Origin of the sequence: Belnapia moabensis DSM 16746 (assembly GCF_000745835.1) — a bacterium.
Taxonomy (GTDB): Bacteria; Pseudomonadota; Alphaproteobacteria; order Acetobacterales; family Acetobacteraceae; genus Belnapia; species Belnapia moabensis.
The window spans coordinates 1-14,242 of sequence record NZ_JQKB01000099.1; the positions used below are offsets into that span (position 1 = coordinate 1).

Sequence of the window (14,242 nt, forward strand, 5' to 3'; positions counted from 1 at the left end):
ATCACCGACGGGCTGCGCAGCTACGGCGTAGCACAGCGTGAGGTCATGTCCGGAGTTAGGCACCGAACCAGCCGTTACCTGAACAACAGAGCTGAGAACTCCCATCGACCAACCCGGCGTCGAGAGAGGCAGATGCAGCGCTTCAAGTCACCCCGGCAGGCGCAGCGGTTCCTGTCGTCTCACGCCATGATCTACGGCCATTTCCGACCGCGGCGTCACCTGATGACGGCCGGACAGTACCGCCGTGCCCGCGACAAGGCATTCCGGATATGGCGGCAGGAAACCTGCGTCCAGATGGCAGCATGAGGCGTAGGTCGTGCTGCCGCACGATGGTGCACGCCCTGCAGCCCAACAAGTTGACAATGCCGTCGGGTGCGTTGACGGCCTTGACCCCAGGCGTGCGGCAATGCGGAGCCAAGCGGGAGGGAAAGGACCGCCCTAATGCTTTAAAGCGGTACAATCAGACCCTGCCCCCTCATACTTGCTTTCAAGGTCGGAACGTGATTACAAACGGCATCCTCGATGCGCTCATGACCCTGCTCTCCGGATACGACTTCCGCCAGCCGGCCGGGCCCACGCCTTTTCCTCACCCACGCCCACCGCTCTACAACGCCGATGGGAACGCACTGAACTTTCCCGTGTACGGACCGCTTGTAGAAGCTCTTCGATCGGTTCCCGAAGTGGCGCGCGTCGAAGGTCTGTCGATGCGCAATGGCGACAGTGGATCAGTGAACTCGGTCCCGTTGGTGCATCTAGCCGCTTCCCTCGTCGCCGGGAGCATGGAAATAGGCAACCCGACCGCTATGGTCGCCGCGCTCGCCAGAATGATCGCAAAGAACGCAGCCGAGGCGTGGAGGGTGGCGGTCCTCAGTGGCGTCAGAATTTCCGACCGGCACGACCTAGGCAACAGCCTCTTTCTGGTGCCGCTAGATCAGGTGCCGGACACAACGAACAAGATCAGACTTCTCAACCGTGAAGATTCCCTGTGCACGCCGGCAGCGGCACTCGTGCACATCTTCGAGGTCCGGGATTTCTTTTGCGGACCGCAGGAAGCAGCCGTTGTACCAAAAGAGCACGAGGCCCGCGTCGTTATGATGCGTGACGCCGCGGATTGCATCATGATCGCTGCGGACGCCCCCGCCGGCATTGTCGCGGAATGGACCCTCATTGCGGAGGCGGCGGCTCCCCGGTTCCCAGACAGCATCATGACTGTCGATCCTGCGGTCGCTTACACCTTCGCGCCCGATGTGGCCCTTGAAGGGAGCAGGGTGGAGGAGGCCGGCGACACTCTGAAGAACTGGGTCGCGTTCGGGGGGGACAAGAGATCCCTGCGGACGGCGTGCAGTCGTCTGCGGAGATCACGCCGAAATCACATGCACTCTGAAGATCGCGCGATAGACCTCGGCATAGCCCTCGAGGTTCTGCTCTCCCATGGCGCCCACTCTGACCAGGAGATTACCTACCGCTTGAGCACCCGCGGGGCATGGCTTGCAGGGTGCGACGCGGCAGAGCGCCGAAGGATCGCGGGCCAGTTGAAAGCCGTTTATGGATTGCGGTCCAAGGCCGTCCATACCGGGGCAGTGCCTTCGTCAGTGACGATCAACGGTTCGCGGACCGACATTTTCAGCGCGTTGGAGGAAGGGGAAAATCTGTGCGGCCGCTTGGTTCGTGCCGTCCTGGCCCGTGATGGCTGGCCTGATTGGGAAACGCTTACACTAGGGGGGGTGTGCCAGCGGCCTTGACCGTTGACGGGTGGGACGCGGTCTATGGCGCCCCGCCCCGGTGAGGACGGAAAGGGCGTTCGGACAGGCAGATCGCTTATCAAGGCCGCCAGTATCGGCTGCTGTTCAGATCGAGCTTGCGGGTGCAACCGCATCTTCCACTGGCTTCGCGTCGGATCACTTCCTCGGCCGACAGGTCCGGCGAGACCCGCTCCAGGATGCTGAAGCGAAAGTTCCGCGAATAGCGGCCGCGTAGTTGCACATTGCCGCCATACCCGCTGGCGGCATAATCGAACCAGCAGCCCAGGCCTCCGCGTGGCGGCGCTTCTTCTCGCCGTCTCACTCTCCTGTCGGCACCCTCTCGGGGCGGCGCCCCATCGCCTCACCTTCGCGCTGCTGAGCCGGAGGCCCCATGACAGCGTCCAGCGTCTCGACAGCCTTGAGGCGTTCGGAGAGGCCCTCCAGGGCCGAGCGCAGGGCCTCACGGCTTCCCTCGTCGCGGGCTGCCCCGGCCTCGATCGCCGCCACCAGCCGATCTAGTGTTTCGGCTTGGCCGCCACGCACCTCGGAGATCGCCCCCACGATCCGCTCGATGGTTTGCCGATTCTCCACATCTTGCCGTATTGATTTGCCCCGATCGTAGAGGATCGGCGTGACCACGCCGCCGAAAGAAATCAGCAGAGCTACCAGTGCCACCCAGATCGAGCGGCGCGAGAACGCGTCCGTTTTGCCAGATGCGGCCGCGAAGCTCAGCAGCATGTCCGCCGCGGCGTCGTTCAGGTTCTTGATCATCGCCACGTCTTCCAGCATCGCCGGGCGGATCTCGTCGAAGCGTCCTTCCAAAGCAGCCAACCGTCGATTGGTCTCCCACACCGGGTTCTCGGGAAGCTCGACCCCAGGAGGCAGCGTGAACGTTGGCCGCTCTTGAGAGGCGGTGCCACGCACGCTGTCGGCGCCGAGTTCGGAAAGCATGCTCCCGAGCCTCTGCGAACTGGCTTGGTTCTCCCGTAGGCTGTCAGAAAGCGACCTCGGCATGATGTGCTCGCGGCTCGGCGATCCGGCTTCGGCTATAAAACCCCGCGTGCTTTCCCCCAACCTGCGATGTGCCCGAATCCAGCCGCGGGCCAAACGGGCCTCCGGGCCGTTGTCGCCCGTATCTCCGGCGATGTTGAGCGACGGGTCGGAGTACGTGAGCACATCCGGCTCGAGCAGGTGCTGGTTGTGCTCCAGGAAAAGTTCGGCGAAGCGGCGACGCTCTTCGTCGCTGATCCGCCCCGTATCATTTGGCAAAAGGCCAGTCCCGTTGGGGCGGGTCGCCATGGCGCGGATGATCGCCTCGACTATGGCGACTGGAGCAAACGGCCTGCCGTCGATCTCCCGCTGCACCGCCACGACCGTGCCCACGGTCGGTTTGCGGACGGTTATGCGGCCGAGTGTCTTAGTATCGAAATCGAAAAGGGGGCGGCCGAGGTTCCCCATAGCACACATTCCCCTGACGCATCTATCCAGAGTGTCTGCCGCATGATCGTCTTGCGGATAGGTACCGGCAGGCACCTGAAGCAGGGTGACGCACAGCCGACGCTGGCGACGGTGAAGGGTTTTTCTAGGTTCTTTCCTGCGAAGGCCAGGACGATGTTGGCCTACAGGAAGTAAACCAATGGAGGCCTGGGTGGCAAAGCAGACCCTGTATGACCTTTCGAAACAGATGTTGGCTGAGGTGGCTGACCTTGGAAAGATGGCACGCGAAGGTATTCCGCACGTGCCGACTCCGATGACGATAGCGTTCTTTGTGCGGCTGCAACGGGAGTTGCGCGAATGGAAGCAGTCCGAGCTCTGCTGCCGTGCCGACATTTCCCTCTCCACGCTTGAAAGAGTGGAGCGCGGTCAAGCAGTATCTCCGGACAATCTCCGTCGCATCGCTATCGCGCTCGGACAGGCGCAAGATGCCTTCACCGAACCGCGTATCCCCTCAACTGCTGAAGAGGCGCTTTGTCGGTTAGAAGAGAAGGTAAAGCCCTTCGAGGACACGGTAGAAGTGTCGGTGCGTCCGCTCCGGGGGCACCGACAAATCGCCGAGCTGGCACAGGCGGATATGTCCCTCCTCGACGCGGGGCGGCTAGACGAGAGTTTCGGGGAAGACCTAGTTCAGCTCAGGGAATGGCTCGATCTTACTGGCTTCCTGCTGGCGGCTGAGGCGGAAGATTCCTTTGTCGACCTTGACCTCGCTGAGCCCGCAAAGCGGCGGCAGTTGTACACCGGTGCACTCGACTGCGTGCAGCGAATCGAACGGCGCGGGGGAGCGATTGCACTGGCTGGCACCTATGTCGCTGAAACAGGCCTCCCGCCTATGCCGAAAGCGAAGGTGGCCGTCGTGGTATTCTTTCATAGGAAATCGGATCCGGGCGCAGCCAAGCGGCGAACGCTGTATGCGCCGAGCCATATCCCGGATGCAGCTTGGTCCCTGTAGGGCGCCGTCATCCAGCTGAGAGGAGGTTCATATGGATGTCTACTACCGGAGCTCTCACCGCGCCTTTGGAATGACTGAGAAAGCATTCAGAGCACTCTTGACGCTGATCGGGACGGGGATTGCTGGCCTCTTCACGCTGTTTGGCCGGTTACTGATGTGATGGCTGACTCCACTGGAGGCACGCGCCGGGTTTGGCGGAAGCGTTCGCGTCGAGTTTCCCAGGGTAGACGCGGCCGCCGGCCGTGCTGCCGTAGGCTCACGGGTTCGCGGCGAGCCAGCGGGGTCCGCCGTCATTAACCGGCTCTTTCAGTGGCCGGTTCCCGCAGACAGAGGGTGGGAGCCCTGTGAGCTGGCTATACGGTGCCACAAGCCATAATAAGTTTGCCACGGTCTGCGTTGGCGAGGCCGTCGCGCACGCATTGGAGCGCCTCTCGCTGGTGTAGGCGTGGTTGCTTCTTTTCGGGTTCCGTTGCAAAGTTCGCAGCAAGTCACAAATGGCCGCGGTAGGCTTCGGATTAGACGGCGACCTCGAACAGCTCGGTGACAAAGGTAGCTTGGGCCCACATGTCTCGTCCGCCTACCTTGGGTACCTGCTCCTTCCTGATCATCGCCTCTGAAGCGTATCGCGGGCCTGGAGTACATCAGGGTCCGGAACACCGGCGCGAAGAGCGACTTCCTTCCCGTCAAGTCATTCCTGCTGAAGCGGCAATACCGTCCGCTCTCGCCGCCTCCAGCAGTGACTCCAATCGTCGGGCGGCTGCCGTCGCAGCTCGGCGACAGCGAGTTGGAGAAGCTCCTGCAGGAACTGCCGGGATGGAGGTTGGAGGAGAGAGACAAGCCCGGGTTGCCCAGCGACGTGATCGTGGAGCTGTACAGGCTCTACGAGTTCGGCGACTACGAGGAAGCGTGGCGCTTCATGACTGCCGTGGACGAGCGCTGCATTCGGCGCTTGAACCACCATCCCCGTTGGCAAAACACCTACAACCGAGTGGAGGTGTGGCTGACCACCTTCAACATCGGCCACAAGCCGTCACGACGTGACGTGCGCCTGGCCAAATGCATCGAGGAGCTCTGGAGCGTCGCTCGAAACGCCGGCCGCTCGCCAGACGCCGGAGCCCGCGGATCGTAATTACAGCGACAGGTGCCACACAGGTCGACGTCGCACATGTCTCGGTCGCACATGTCTCGGTCGCACCTGATGCCTGCATGGCCGTGCGAAGCGGGCCGAGATCAGAGGGGTGGCTCCGCAAGCTGCTGAAGAGGCAGTGTCGGGCGCCACGCGTCATGGTCACTGAAAAGCTCCCAAGTTATGGGGCGGCCAAGCGGGAGGTGATGGCCGGGGTCGAGCACCGCCAGCACAAGGGCCTCAACAATCGGGCCGAGAAATCACACCAGCCGACGCGACGGCGAGAACGGCAGATGGAGGGCTTCAAGTCAGCGCGGCAGGCACAGCGCTTCCTCTCCGCCCACGACCAGATCGCCAACCTCTTCCATCTCCGCCGCGACCATGTCTCCACCAGCGAGTTTCGCGCCGCAAGGGCGCGGGCGTTCGAGGTGTGGGCGGGATCAGCGGGGTCGCCGCTACGGTCTGAACTCTGCTGTACGTCGCCTTCGGCATGCCAGCGCAGCGGCAAAGGCCGGCAAGTTGAATGTGAGAGTGTTGGTGTTGTCCGGCGGGTCTGACCCCCAAGTTGATTGACCCGGTGTCATGGTACCTACGTGTCGGCCTGCCGGACGACGCTCGGCGATCGAGCGGGAGGTGACCTCATAGGAGCTTGAGGCCGTCTATCCCGTCACAGTCCTGTCCGTCCGCTGGATCGCCGGGCCCGCACCCGATGGGAGAACCGGCAGGATGAACGAGGCCAGCCCGCACAGCATCATTGTCGGCATCAACCACGATGCCCAGCTCGGACGCCAACTCCTGGCGCACCACGTCCGCATTGCCCCGGTGACGCCGCAGCCGCTCGCCCAGCCAGCCCGCCTGTCCCGCCAGCAGGCTAGGCCGGGTCGGAACCCGGCACGGCGTCCAACTGCCCGCCGCCAAGTACCGCTGCACCGTCTCCCGGTTACATCCAACCTCGGCCGCGATCCGCCGCGTACCCCAGCCCAGACTGTGCAGCCGCTGCATCGCCGCCACCTCGTCCGGCGTCCTCATCACTTGCCTCCGCCCGTCCCTGCCGGGTGGAAACATGCCCAATCGATCCATCATTCCGCCTCTCCCTGCTACGCAGGGTGGCTGGGTTCCTGATGTCGCCTCCGGATGGCTTTACCCTGTCGCCTGACACTTACAAGCCGTCGAGGTGATGACGAAGCCGTGGATCCAAACCAGCCGAAGCACGCTGACCCAGAAGGCTGGGGGAACCGACACGATGCCGCGGAACATGCAGGCCTTTCTGATTGTACAGCCGGGGGGGGATGGCAGCCTCGCGCTTCACCCGATGAAGGCCTGGCTGCGCCAGCACCCTGACCACATCCCGCCGGACACCCCCGTCGACACGACGAACTCGAGAACCATTGCGCGCGCACTGATCCGGATCGGGTGGCAGCCCGTGCAGACCGAGGACGAGTTCCGTCTCTTCCCGCCTGACGTCCCCACAACGTCCAGACCTGAAGGTGGCGTGGATGTAGAGGGGACGGCAGCGGGTGATCCGCTGGCTTTCGAGCTGGAAGCGCAGCTGCGCGACTTCCTGGCCCACAACCTCCACACGATCCGCCTCAACGGCAGGAGCCTTCGGCTCTACGTCGACCAGGCACAACGCGAGGGCGTCGAGTATCCCACGGCGACCGGTCCGATCGACATCCTCGCAGTCGACCAGAACGGGGGCCTCGTGGTCTTTGAGCTCAAGCGTGCCGCCTCGCCAGACAGCGCCATCGGTCAACTGACGCGCTACATGGGGTGGGTGCAGGCGAGCATCGCGCAGGGCCAGCCGGTGCACGGCGTCATCGTCGCCAAGCTCATCACCGATCGGCTGAAGTACGCGGTGCAGGTGATCCCCAACGTCAGCCTGTTCGAGTACCAGATCCAGTTCGACCTGAAGCCGGTGACGTGAGAGCGCAGGACAGCCGAAGCGGCACTTGGCGCCTCGAGCCATCTTGCGTTAGCGCCGACGGCCAGGATCCTGCCCTGCAGCCCTGGCCGCCGTGCGACACCGTCTCATCCGTGGCAGCATCGGCGCCGGCACTGGTGCGGAACCTCGAGCTGATCCTCATCCTCTCCCCAATGGTGGGCCCATTGTTCGACTTCCGCTTGAACAGGGCGAATGCCCGGGCTTTCCTGCCGTCGGCTGTCCTCGCCCTCCGGTTCGGCGACCAGGCTGCATGACCACGACATCGGAGACGGTCCGGCAGGCGCTCCGGTCCTGGCTGGCGATCGAGGTACTGACGCCCCAGGTCACGAAGGATGGCTGGAGCGGCTGGGCGGCGGAGAAGCAGGGGCAGCAGCGCAACAAGCGAACGACGGTACCCGACGATCCCGGGCTGTGGGCAGCACCGGCGGATGACGATCCGACACCCTGGCCACTCCTGCCCGCACCGGCGCAGGAGAACGATGCGCAGACCGAGCCGGTCACCGAACAGGCTCCGCCGAACCCGGACCAGCCTCGGCCTTGGTACTCGGTCGTGCTTGGCGCCCTGCCGGCCAAGCAGGCCCTGCAACGCTTGGACGCGACCTTCTCGGACGCCGTCGACGAGGACGAGACCCATCGCCGCACGCAGGGGTACGTCATCGCGGCCACCCTGGTGCTGGACGAGTGGGGCGTCCTGGTGCCGGACACCCTGGCCCTCGCCAGTTTCGGCTGGGCGCTCGGCCATCTGCTGGGCGGCGGCCCGGTGGCGGCGCTGGCTGATTGGGATGACCGGGAGCAGGACCTCAAGCTCCGCTTCGGCAGCATCCTCGCGCCGACCGGGGCCGATGGCCGCCCTCGATCGCTGACCTGGCGTGACCTGCGGGCGGCCTCCTGCACACTGGCATCCGAGTTCCGCATCCCAGACGACCTATGGCTGGTGGCGCCCTGCGCTGTCCTGATCACGCAGAAGCAGCCGCCGCAGGCCGACATCCTGTCCAGCTTCCTGCTGCCCGACCTGGGCCGGGTGACACGCGACGTGGACAGCCTGCCGGCGACCGCCGCGGCCTATCTCGGCCTCCGGCCGCCGGACCAGCCTTGGGATGCCCTGACCGACCGTCGGCAGCTGTCCGCATTGCTGCAGCCCGGCCTGTTCCCCTTGGGCCGCTGGCCGGGGCCAGGCCTGCACCCGCTGACCCTGCTGCAGCAAGCGGCGGTCAACGCCATCGTGCGCGACCTCGGTCACGGCGGCCTGGCCGCGGTGAACGGTCCGCCGGGCACGGGCAAGACCACCCTGCTGCGCGACCTCGTGGCGCATGTGCTGATCTCCCGTGCAGAGGCGCTGGCCGGTCTCGAAGATCCCCGTCGCGGGTTCACGGGGTTGGACCTGATGAATTTCGCGGTCGTGGTCGCCAGCAGCAACAACGCCGCCGTCGAGAACATCAGCCTTGAGCTGCCGGTGCGCGACAAGGCCCTGGATCGATCGCTCTGGCAGGACCCGCGGCTGGACTACTTCTCCCACACGGCCGACGCCGTGCTCGACGTGCCGACTTCGGCGCCGCAGAAGGATCACGCCTGGGCGCTGATGGCGGCCAGGCTCGGCAGTGCCGCCAACCGGCGAGCCTTCTTCAGGAAATTCTGGTGGGATGCCGACTGGGGCTTGAAAGACTGGCTCGATCTCGCCGGATGGCCTGATACGCAGGGGCAGAGCAAGCCGCCTGGCAAGCTGGGCAGGCTGATCTCGCCACCCCGTGCACCCGAGGCGATGGCTGAGTGGCGCCGTGCACGTGATGCCTTCCGACAGACGCTGAAGCGCTGCCGCCGTCTGCGCGACGATCTCGACGGTCTTGCCGAGGCCCGGCTGAAGCTGATGCGTGTGGAAGCGCAACTGCCAGCGGCGGAGGAGCGCCTCGACATTGCCGGGAAGGATCTCGCCTCCGCCGAGCAGTCGGTCGCCACGGCCCGTAGCGATTGTGCCGAGTATGATCGACAGGATGTGGCCGAGGCAGCCAAGCTGGCCGCCCTATCGTCCGTCGCGCCATCCTTCCTCGCGCGGCTGTTCCGCACTGCCACCTGGCGTGCTCACGAGACGGCAATCCGCGAGCAGGTCGCCAGGTCGAATGCCCTCTCGGACGCAGCGCGGGACGCCAGGGCGCGGCTTGCGGCCACCCTTGCCGAGCAGGAGCGGCTCGCAGCGGCATATCGGACCGCCCTGCAGGCGCGCGATGCCTTGCGTCAGGAGACTGCACGACTTGCACGACGCTTGCAGCGTGGTCGGTCAGAGACGAATAGCGATCTGCCCGGGCCCGGCTTCTGGGCGCTGCCGGATGACGAGTTGCAGCGCACGGCGCCGTGGAACACGGGCGACTTCCGTGCGGCCCGCGACGAGCTGTTCGTCGCTGCGGTTCATCTGCACAAGGCGTTCATCCTGGCCGCGCCCCGCATCATCAAGGCGTCTCTGAACACCATTGCCAGGGCCGTCCAGGGCGGATCCGCCGGGGCCAAACCCAGTTTGACCGACTGGGGCGTCTTCTTTCTGCTCGTGCCCGTGGTTTCGACGACCTTCGCCTCGATCGGCCGCATGTTCCACGACATCGGAGCCGGTGAGATCGGCTGGCTGCTGATCGACGAAGCCGGTCAGGCAACACCGCAGGCGGCGGTTGGCGCCGTCTGGCGGGCCCGGCGTGCCGTGGTTATCGGCGACCCGCTGCAGATCGAGCCGGTGGTCACCACGCCGAAACGCACAACCCGGCTTATTTTCGAGGCCAACGGCGCCGATCCGGATCACTGGGCCGCACCGCGCCAATCGGCGCAGACCCTGGCGGACCGCGCCAGCCGGATCCAGGGCCGCTTCCGGATGACGAATGCCGAAGGTGGCCAGGAGATGCGGATCACCGGCATCCCGCTGCTGGTGCATCGGCGCTGCGAGGAACCGATGTTCGGCATCGCCAACCGCATCGCCTATGACGACCGGATGGTGTTCGCCACGGCGGAAGGCGCGTCCCCAATACGGGACCTCCTCGGGCCCTCGTCGTGGATCGACGTGGACGCGCCATCCACCGACAAGTGGGTGGAGGCGGAGGGACGGCTGATCGCGACGGTGATCAGCCGGCTATGCCAGGCATTGCCGGCTCCACCGGATGTCTACGTCATCTGCCCCTTCAGGATGCCGGCACGGCGACTGCGGGGGATGCTGCTAAATACGCCGGGTGTGCTCCCGGGATTGAGCGCGGATGAGCGGAGGAGGTGGACCGAGAAGCGGGTCGGCACCGTGCATACCTTCCAAGGCAAGGAGGCCGAAGCGGTGATCCTGATGCTCGGGGCTGGGCGGGGTGCCAAGCCGGGATCAAGGATATGGGCGGGCGAGACGCCCAACTTGCTGAACGTCGCCGCTACCCGCGCCAAGCGGGCGTTGTACGTGGTCGGCAACCGTACGGAATGGCTAGGCGCGGGTGTGTTCACCGAGGCGGCGCGCACGCTGCAGCCAGTTCCCGGTTCGGCTTGGCTGCCAGCACGCGTGATCGCGAGTATGCCGTAGATCTGCCTTGCCCATATCCGGGCAGAGCCGATCGCTGCCAATACTGGCTATATGTGGAATGCTGCCCGCGATGAAGCAGGTCCGCATCGCTTTGGGGTCATGACACGAAAGTCAGCACAGTGCCCGGCTCAGACGCGACCTTGTTGCACCGATCACCGGCCTGGGTGGCTCTGGGTAGGGTGAGGCCGGGGCGAGGCCCACTCGCACTGCAGGGCCATCCCTCATGCCGTTCAATGCGAACGCCGCTCGGCGCCATCACATTCCAACGCAGCGGCACCAGGTGACCAACCGGGCCGAGTACGACGCCGGCCTGCGGGCCCGCGGCAGCCTGACGGTCTGGTTCACGCCGGAGGCGGTCGATGCCTGGAAGGCTGAGCCACGTACTGGCCGAGGCGGGCAGCCCTCGTATTCAGCCTTAGCGATCGCTACAGCCCTGACGCTGCGGGCGGTGTTTCGCCTGGCGCTGCGCCAGACCGAGGGGCTGATCGAATCCGTCTTGCAGCTGCTCGGCCTCGACCTACCGGTGCCGGACCATAGCACGCTGAACCGTCGGGCCGAGGTGCTCGAAGTGCCGCGGGCGAAGTCGGGAAATACGCCGGTGCACCTGCTGGTGGACAGCACGGGGCTGAAGCTCCGTGGCCCGGGCGAGTGGCTGGAGGAGAAGCACGGCAGCAAGCGGCGCCGAGCTTGGCGGGTGCTGCACCTCGCTACTGACGCCGACACTGGACGGATCGTCGCCTCGGCGCTGACCGACAGGGACGCCGACGACGGCTCCCAGGTAGGCCCGCTGCTCGACCAGGCGGATGGGCCGGTGGCGTCCTTCACTGGCGATGGCGCGTACGACCGGGACGACGTTTACGCCGAAGTCGCAGCGCGCCATCCCGCTGCGGCTGTCATCGTGCCGCCACGCGCGAGTGCGATGCCAAGCGACGCAGCCGAGACCACACCGACGCAGCGCGATGCACACCTGCGGTCAATTACCAAGCGCGGCCGCATGGGATGGCAGCAGGCATCGGGTTACAACAATCGCGCCCTTGTCGAAGCTGACATCTCGCGATGGAAGCGCGTCATCGGCGATGGCTTACGTTCGCAAACGGACGGGCGTCAGGCCACCGAGGTGGCCATCGCGGCCGGCGTGCTGAACCGAATGCTTGACCTCGGACGCCCGAACTACGTCCGCATCCCATAACCCAAAACACGGGTTGGTCTCATTGCGCCCGTACCGTCGACCGCTGCAACACGGCGCCTCTTACCCTCTCGCGCGCCGCCGGAGCGCTGCCCGTGGCGTCGGATCATCCAAATCAACGGCCGACGCGGCGCGTCGGCTGGCAATCTCGATAGTCTGCGCCCAAGACGCCTCATTCGGGTCGTCGGTTCCGCTGACGGCAAAAATTGAGGCCTCCTCTGTCGGATTCAGATTCAGCCGAGCCTGCCGATCGTCGGGCACGCCGCGCCGCAGGTCCTCCAGCGCCTGCAACATCTCGGCAGGCATATTGGACTGCCTGACCTCGTCTCTCCGCGTGGCCTTCGCTTTGGCCTTGGCCTGATCCAGGCGGCGAGCATAGGTTTGCAACGTCGGCGAGACGCGTTCGGAGCCCATGTCGCCAGGAGCAGTCTCGGGCAGTTCACCGCTTTCGCCGGCCGCGTTAGGACGGGCCTTCTGGCGTGCGCGAGATGCCTTTTCCACGTTGAAGCCAACCTCAACCTGCTCGCCTGGCCCCTTAGGCCTGAACGAAACGTCGACCCGCGTAACCCGCCCGCCCTGGCCTTGGCGGGTCACTGCCCAACCAATTACAAACGGGGCTAGCTGATTCACCTCAGCAGCGGGGTCACGCAGGACGCGCCGTTCGAGCTGCGCCCAGTTGGGATACGCGCCCTCCGCTACACACAACTGGCGCCGCAGTTCATCGACCGACACCCGCCATATCGACTGCCGCCGCCGGTAGAACAGCGTCCCAATTTCGTATAGCTTGAGCGCGTACATCGAACGAAGCGACAGCGCGATTAATTTGTTAATATCAGCGAAGAACTCAGAGTTTCGGAGAGCATACTGCATCGCCCGTGAAAACCGGAAGTAAACCCGAGCCTGCCGGGCCGTGATTATCTCGGTTGTTCTCTCCGACAGATACGGAGCCTGCAAAATCGCGTCCAGGCCGCGCTCGCTTTTGACGGCAATGACGATTTCGGTCGTCGCCAGTTCGTGCAGGGTTCTAGCGATGCGTGCCGAATCCGAATGCAGGTCCATCAGCTCTCCCTTACTGATGTAGTGCTCGACGTCCTCGCGCCAAGCAGCGCCACCCGCCGTTTGCAGCATCAGCAGCAGAGTTTTGAGCGCGTACAGGCTGAGCCCTTCGCCGGACCTGGGCGCCGACAAAATGACCTCTCCCGCGGCAATGATTCCGACTTTCTCGGGCTTGCTCCCGACCGTTTCAGCACGCTCTGTGGCGATAGCCATCGTTTTGCCGGTGACGCCCTTTTCAGGAGGGCGCTCATGCAGGTGCAGTGTGTCCAAGCTCAGCTGGGGTTCGGCCGCAGCGGCGGCTTGAGGCTTGCGAAGCATAGGCGAGTTCAATCCGTAGAGTGTTTAACAAGTGTGCCGTGACATGAAAAGGCCTTTGGCACGAAACAGTTCATGGCCGCACTACGGCACACTAAGCTACCTTAACCCATTGATCTTCCAACATAGTTGAAGAGGTTGCAAAAGACTGGCTGAGGCACTCTGCACGCCAAATGTGCCGGTCAGGCTCTTCGATAGGGGCCAAAGCGCTACCTAGGGGTTAACTAGACGGCCAATTCCCTCGGTAAGCCAGGAAGAATCACGAGGAAACTGTGCCGCGCTGCGGACGCAAAGTGTGCCAAGGCTGCCTGTGGGCAACGGCACCAGCATTCTCGCAGAATGGCACATAGAACCTCGCAGCTTGGCACATAGAACCTCGCGCTACGGCACCGTTATGCCGCGCCATGGCACAATTTCGGAGTTAATGCATTGAATTCGCTTCTGAAAAAGCTGGGGAACAACCAGAACCTATATAGAACTCTTCTGAACTTAGATTACCCCGCATTCCTAGCCTCCCACCCGCTGCACTGAGCGTTGGTTCCCCGCCCGTTTGCTTAAAACTCAGCACCAACCCGACTCGGCCAAGAGACTTAGCCCGCAACATTCGTGAGGGCGGACGAGCGGTCTGAAATCGCTTCGGTTTCCTCGCTTCAGGGTTGTGCGGTCGCGCGTCGCCATGGCCGGCTTCGGGACCGGTGGTGAGGTGCGGATCGCGGGGCTGGCTGATTGCGGGTCGGAGGATGCGGCCGGGGCATTCGCCCCGGCACTCAGCAAGTCAGGCGTGGCATGCGCTCAAGGGCGAGGCGCAGGACAACCTTGTCCGGACAGGCGCTCGGCAGGTGCAGCATGACCCTGGTCTTCAGCGCGACGACACGGGTGGCGAGCTTGACCAGGCGG

General features: G+C 64.5%; 10 protein-coding genes and 2 pseudogenes. 9 read left to right on the plus strand and 3 right to left on the minus strand.

The genetic code is table 11. The annotated features are described in order from the left end of the window. Together EP26_RS38725 and EP26_RS26460 are read left to right on the plus strand one after the other, a co-directional pair. A pseudogene (locus EP26_RS38725) lies at positions 1-178 on the plus strand (DDE-type integrase/transposase/recombinase); the annotation flags it as partial. Between the two features lie 352 nt (positions 179-530). Continuing rightward, positions 531-1,742 (plus strand): HEPN domain-containing protein, encoded by a 1,212-nt coding sequence (locus EP26_RS26460; RefSeq protein WP_157033814.1) that lies wholly within the window; start codon positions 531-533, stop codon positions 1,740-1,742. Positions 1,743-2,060: 318 nt separating this feature from the next. Here the strand turns inward: EP26_RS26460 and EP26_RS26465 are convergent, their stop codons facing one another. Next, a complete protein-coding gene (locus tag EP26_RS26465) occupies positions 2,061-3,200 on the minus strand; it encodes a hypothetical protein (RefSeq protein ID WP_043343328.1) in 1,140 nt (379 codons plus the stop codon). Positions 3,201-3,378: 178 nt separating this feature from the next. Between EP26_RS26465 and EP26_RS26470 the strand changes: the two genes are divergently transcribed. From EP26_RS26470 to EP26_RS33800, 4 genes and pseudogenes are all read left to right on the plus strand, one after another. Further along, a complete protein-coding gene (locus EP26_RS26470; RefSeq protein ID WP_043343330.1) occupies positions 3,379-4,188 on the plus strand; it encodes a helix-turn-helix domain-containing protein in 810 nt (269 codons plus the stop codon). A gap of 31 nt (positions 4,189-4,219) precedes the next feature. Then, positions 4,220-4,348 carry a hypothetical protein gene (locus EP26_RS38340; protein ID WP_281177123.1) on the plus strand — a complete coding sequence of 43 codons (129 nt, stop codon included), beginning with the start codon at positions 4,220-4,222 and terminating at the stop codon, positions 4,346-4,348. 576 nt (positions 4,349-4,924) lie between these two features. Further along, positions 4,925-5,317 carry a 4a-hydroxytetrahydrobiopterin dehydratase gene (locus EP26_RS26475; protein ID WP_052389716.1) on the plus strand — a complete coding sequence of 131 codons (393 nt, stop codon included), beginning with the start codon at positions 4,925-4,927 and terminating at the stop codon, positions 5,315-5,317. 113 nt (positions 5,318-5,430) lie between these two features. After that, positions 5,431-5,748: pseudogene (locus tag EP26_RS33800) on the plus strand (DDE-type integrase/transposase/recombinase); the annotation flags it as partial. Positions 5,749-5,953: 205 nt separating this feature from the next. On the opposite strand, the gene EP26_RS26480 reads toward EP26_RS33800, so the two are convergent. After that, the gene (locus EP26_RS26480; RefSeq protein ID WP_157033815.1) at positions 5,954-6,343 is read right to left on the minus strand and encodes a hypothetical protein; all 390 of its coding nucleotides are present in this window, start codon (positions 6,341-6,343) and stop codon (positions 5,954-5,956) included. Positions 6,344-6,569: 226 nt separating this feature from the next. Here EP26_RS26480 and EP26_RS26485 point away from each other — a divergent pair, with 226 nt between their 5' ends. The 3 genes from EP26_RS26485 (at position 6,570) to EP26_RS26495 (ending at position 11,977) form a co-directional block, all read left to right on the plus strand. Beyond that, on the plus strand, positions 6,570-7,238 hold the full coding sequence (locus tag EP26_RS26485; RefSeq protein WP_157033816.1) for an endonuclease NucS domain-containing protein: 669 nt from the start codon (positions 6,570-6,572) through the stop codon (positions 7,236-7,238). 607 nt (positions 7,239-7,845) lie between these two features. Next, a complete protein-coding gene (locus tag EP26_RS26490; RefSeq protein ID WP_157033817.1) occupies positions 7,846-10,788 on the plus strand; it encodes a DEAD/DEAH box helicase in 2,943 nt (980 codons plus the stop codon). Positions 10,789-11,011: 223 nt separating this feature from the next. Next, the gene (locus EP26_RS26495; protein WP_043343331.1) at positions 11,012-11,977 is read left to right on the plus strand and encodes an IS5 family transposase; all 966 of its coding nucleotides are present in this window, start codon (positions 11,012-11,014) and stop codon (positions 11,975-11,977) included. A gap of 60 nt (positions 11,978-12,037) precedes the next feature. Here the strand turns inward: EP26_RS26495 and EP26_RS26500 are convergent, their stop codons facing one another. After that, positions 12,038-13,348, minus strand: a complete 1,311-nt coding sequence (locus tag EP26_RS26500; protein WP_043343333.1) for a replication initiation protein — start codon at positions 13,346-13,348, stop codon at positions 12,038-12,040. Positions 13,349-14,242: the final 894 nt, after the last annotated feature.

Coding starts and splice junctions, on each gene's coding strand:
- EP26_RS26500 (WP_043343333.1), bottom strand. CDS start 13,348: ATGCTTCGCAAGCCTCAAGCCGCCGCTGCGGCCGAACCCCAGCTGAGC.
- EP26_RS26470 (WP_043343330.1), top strand. CDS start 3,379: ATGGAGGCCTGGGTGGCAAAGCAGACCCTGTATGACCTTTCGAAACAG.
- EP26_RS26460 (WP_157033814.1), top strand. CDS start 531: ATGACCCTGCTCTCCGGATACGACTTCCGCCAGCCGGCCGGGCCCACG.
- EP26_RS26495 (WP_043343331.1), top strand. CDS start 11,012: ATGCCGTTCAATGCGAACGCCGCTCGGCGCCATCACATTCCAACGCAG.
- EP26_RS26465 (WP_043343328.1), bottom strand. CDS start 3,200: ATGGGGAACCTCGGCCGCCCCCTTTTCGATTTCGATACTAAGACACTC.
- EP26_RS26480 (WP_157033815.1), bottom strand. CDS start 6,343: ATGAGGACGCCGGACGAGGTGGCGGCGATGCAGCGGCTGCACAGTCTG.
- EP26_RS26485 (WP_157033816.1), top strand. CDS start 6,570: ATGCAGGCCTTTCTGATTGTACAGCCGGGGGGGGATGGCAGCCTCGCG.
- EP26_RS38340 (WP_281177123.1), top strand. CDS start 4,220: ATGGATGTCTACTACCGGAGCTCTCACCGCGCCTTTGGAATGACTGAG.